Below are 3,281 nucleotides of genomic sequence, written 5' to 3'. Positions count from 1 at the left end.
GATCTCCTTATTCATTGACTTCTTACAACCTTTTAGGTCAGGCAACAATCATCAGTACCTTTATATTATTTTGTCAAATTATTCCCTGTAATATCAGAAACCTTCTTGGTTCCTATACTTATCGCTAACTTTCTTGATTGTCTTTCGATAACCAATAGGTGCACTAATAGATATATTAGATTTCAAGATTTCAATATTTATTGGATTGGTAAGCCATTGCGCATAGTTACTAATACCAATCAATTGAATGTGGTTCTCATCAACTTTAATTGCTTTTTTATGCCATTTCGATGTACCTATTTCTATTATCTCTTTAATCAATACTTCTTTATGAGATTCTGTACTCAAGCTTACATGTATCACCTCTTGCTTAGCTATAAAGTTACTGAAGATTAAAGCCATCGATCCATTGAAAAAAAGTATACCTACAAGATAAGTAATCACAATTTGTTTGCTTACCGTTAGTTCAAAGAGACATAATAGTCCGATTAAAAATGTTATTACAAGACATACAAAGCTGAAATGGATAAAGTATTTTACAAAAGAACGCATTACATATAATCCCCCTATCTATGCTTTAAAAGCTTTTTCTAAAAATATTATTAACTATAAAGTATGGTTAAAGGGTCAAAACTAAGTTTCACTAAATTCACATACAATATATAGATTACGTTGATGCATTCATAACTATATATTGTATGCAAAAGTTCAACTATATAGTTTTGACACCTTAACCAAGTATAAGATATACTCACAATGGCGTATATGCGCCTATTGCTGCACCGATTAATCCAAAAGCAACTGAAGATTTATATACAATTTTTGCATCAAGACTTCCGCTAGCCATGCCAACTGCCACACCTAAAACAGCACCTAAACATACACCTGCAAACACACCAATAAGCAAGCCATCTTTAACTTCATTCAATTCTTTTGATGAAGAATCAATGGGTTTATTCATAATCTTTCTCCCCCTCAATTCGATACATTTTTTGTTTCTAATTCACACTTAATCAAAAACCCAAAAGCTATAACTCCAACTAGTCCACCAACAATTAGACCACTATATTTTTCATTACCTATTTATGCTTTACTTTCTGTAAACTTCTAACAAGATACAAAGGCGTTCTAATTTTCATCAAATTATTCTCTTCATCTATTTCAATATCCAGTCTAATATCATTATATATATAATTGGGAAATGTATTTAATTTGAATACTAAAACGTTATCTTCTGATTTTATAACTTCATAATTTTTTTCTACTAATGTATTGATCATTAGTTCTTTATTATTTATCCCTCTTATAACGATTTCCTTGGTTTTCATGTTTGAACTAATAAATAGTGACATAAAAAACGAATATCCAATGGCAAGAATAAAAACAAGAATATATAGTAAAACAGGGATTTCAAGCTTATTGATAAGAGCAAAAATTATGCTACCAATTATCAAAATAATAAACAGAGAAACTAAACTCACGAATACTTTCATAAATATGCTATCCGACATAATTATCTTCCTTCCAACTTTTTTAATTTAATATTTAGCAGAAAGAATATCAATGTATAGATATTCTTTCTGCTAACAGTTTTTTAGTTTCTAAATTGGTCCACTAACTACAGCCCCAATACCAGCTCCAGCACATGCTCCGGTATACATATGCTTTACCAAAATTTCACCGCTTGTATCTCCATAATATACCGTTGCAGCAGTACCACTAATAGAACCAGCAGCCAATCCAAGAATTCCACCGGCTAACGCACCGACTAGTCCTCCACCATTTAAATCTTCTAGTTCATCATATCTTAACTCTTCCATGTCTAATATCTCCTCTATCTTTCTTAATCAAATGCTTTATCAATTAATATGTAACCACCGCCTGTAATTGCACCGCCGATAAATGCTCCAACTGGACCTCCTGCAATACCTCCTACAAGTGCTCCACCACCCGTTGCAATATAGAAGCCTAAGTCATCCCAATCAACACCTCCATCAATGCCACCTAATTCTTCATAACTAAGTTCATAAAAACTTGTGTTCATATTCTTCTCCTTTCTTAGTAAAATAATATTAATTTATATATGCTTGCGCAAAGTAATATATTTCGTGATTTTGATAAGTTCTCTAAAAAATAAACACTAATTCTTTACTAAATGGCTAATTCTATCAGTTATAGATAGCCTGTTAAATGTAAATTTGTATAATACACACAATATCAAATAAATTACTTATAATATAGAAGGGCTAACACCCATATACACATCTATAACCACTGGTTATTTGCTGTAGATTATGTTCATTGATATATTTCATCAATTCTTTATACACATTATCTAATTGCTGTGGATTACCTTTATATCTAGTATAGACTGCATTCAATAGATGAATTACTTTCTTAAAGTTATATTCCCCAACTAATTTTATTTCTTTGTCCATTGGTATTAATATTTCCATATCAAGCATTAGTTGGCCATCAATCTCTTTTATCGCATAAGTAGTTGTTACTAATGGTCCTTTTTTCTTTACTCCTTTATCTTGCAGAAATCGTCCTACTTTCGTCATTTCTTTTTGTACTTCTGGTTGAGTCATCTTCTTTCTAAAAGATAATACATTCTCCATCTTTAATTCTTTACCTTCTTCAATTTTCAGCATAATAACCTCCAATAACTTAATCAACTAAATTACATATGTAATGCCTACCTACCGACTAATATCAACTGCTTCATGTGAATTAAAACTTTTACTATAACTAAGCTAATTCTCCATCGCCCTTAATTTGACATTGATTTTTATCAATTTACTTATCGCGCTTATCAAAGGCTTATAAGGCTTATCAAAGCATAACAATTTTTTTTATAAAAGTGAAATCTTTTTGTTGTATTTTTTATTTTATAATATATTATTGCAACTTTTATACATATATGGGAATTACTGGAAATACAGTATGGTAAAGCTTAAGTTTTGAAATATCCGGTCCACTGAGTTATTTATGAAAAATAGATACTAAAAAAAGGGTCCAAACACACAATATCCGTTGGCACCATCTTCTATTTCATTATTTATTATTATGGTTTACACGGTCAAATACCGGCAACATTATACAGTGCGTTGGTCCCTTGTTTGTCTGTACCTGCTACCTCACGTATTTTAGTTATGGGTATTTTTAGGCCATGTTGTTTTGATATGGTTGCAATGCAGGCAGCACCGCAATCTGTTATGTCATGTTGTTTGATTACATTGTATTTTTTCATCAGCTCACCGTTCTAATTTTCTAGAGTA

General features: G+C 31.0%; 7 protein-coding genes. All 7 read right to left on the bottom strand.

The window, feature by feature from the left end; translation table 11 throughout:
* Positions 1 to 93: 93 nt before the first annotated feature.
* Positions 94 to 552: a hypothetical protein gene (locus AC6F8J_RS11785; RefSeq protein ID WP_500723528.1), complete on the bottom strand. Its 459-nt coding sequence runs from the start codon at positions 550 to 552 to the stop codon at positions 94 to 96.
* Between the two features lie 199 nt (positions 553 to 751).
* Positions 752 to 961: a hypothetical protein gene (locus AC6F8J_RS11780; RefSeq protein ID WP_500723527.1), complete on the bottom strand. Its 210-nt coding sequence runs from the start codon at positions 959 to 961 to the stop codon at positions 752 to 754.
* Between the two features lie 118 nt (positions 962 to 1,079).
* On the bottom strand, positions 1,080 to 1,511 hold the full coding sequence (locus AC6F8J_RS11775) for a hypothetical protein (protein WP_500723526.1): 432 nt from the start codon (positions 1,509 to 1,511) through the stop codon (positions 1,080 to 1,082).
* A 90-nt stretch (positions 1,512 to 1,601) separates the two neighbouring features.
* Positions 1,602 to 1,820: a hypothetical protein gene (locus tag AC6F8J_RS11770; protein WP_500723525.1), complete on the bottom strand. Its 219-nt coding sequence runs from the start codon at positions 1,818 to 1,820 to the stop codon at positions 1,602 to 1,604.
* A 23-nt stretch (positions 1,821 to 1,843) separates the two neighbouring features.
* Positions 1,844 to 2,044 (bottom strand): hypothetical protein, encoded by a 201-nt coding sequence (locus AC6F8J_RS11765; protein WP_500723524.1) that lies wholly within the window; start codon positions 2,042 to 2,044, stop codon positions 1,844 to 1,846.
* Between the two features lie 202 nt (positions 2,045 to 2,246).
* Complete coding sequence (locus AC6F8J_RS11760) at positions 2,247 to 2,654, bottom strand: DUF5085 family protein (protein WP_500723523.1); 408 nt, start codon at positions 2,652 to 2,654, stop codon at positions 2,247 to 2,249.
* Between the two features lie 428 nt (positions 2,655 to 3,082).
* The gene (locus AC6F8J_RS11755; protein WP_500723522.1) at positions 3,083 to 3,253 is read right to left on the bottom strand and encodes a cysteine peptidase family C39 domain-containing protein; all 171 of its coding nucleotides are present in this window, start codon (positions 3,251 to 3,253) and stop codon (positions 3,083 to 3,085) included.
* Positions 3,254 to 3,281 lie beyond the last annotated feature (28 nt).

Source organism: Petrocella sp. (assembly GCF_059865615.1).
The sequence above is the reverse complement of the archived record's forward strand: the minus strand, read 5'-3'. Positions and strand labels throughout refer to the sequence as shown.

Bases quoted from the DNA above. Each gene is read 5' to 3' on its own strand.
- AC6F8J_RS11785 (WP_500723528.1), bottom strand. From the start codon at position 552: ATGCGTTCTTTTGTAAAATACTTTATCCATTTCAGCTTTGTATGTCTT.
- AC6F8J_RS11780 (WP_500723527.1), bottom strand. From the start codon at position 961: ATGAATAAACCCATTGATTCTTCATCAAAAGAATTGAATGAAGTTAAA.
- AC6F8J_RS11775 (WP_500723526.1), bottom strand. From the start codon at position 1,511: ATGTCGGATAGCATATTTATGAAAGTATTCGTGAGTTTAGTTTCTCTG.
- AC6F8J_RS11770 (WP_500723525.1), bottom strand. From the start codon at position 1,820: ATGGAAGAGTTAAGATATGATGAACTAGAAGATTTAAATGGTGGAGGA.
- AC6F8J_RS11765 (WP_500723524.1), bottom strand. From the start codon at position 2,044: ATGAACACAAGTTTTTATGAACTTAGTTATGAAGAATTAGGTGGCATT.
- AC6F8J_RS11760 (WP_500723523.1), bottom strand. From the start codon at position 2,654: ATGCTGAAAATTGAAGAAGGTAAAGAATTAAAGATGGAGAATGTATTA.
- AC6F8J_RS11755 (WP_500723522.1), bottom strand. From the start codon at position 3,253: ATGAAAAAATACAATGTAATCAAACAACATGACATAACAGATTGCGGT.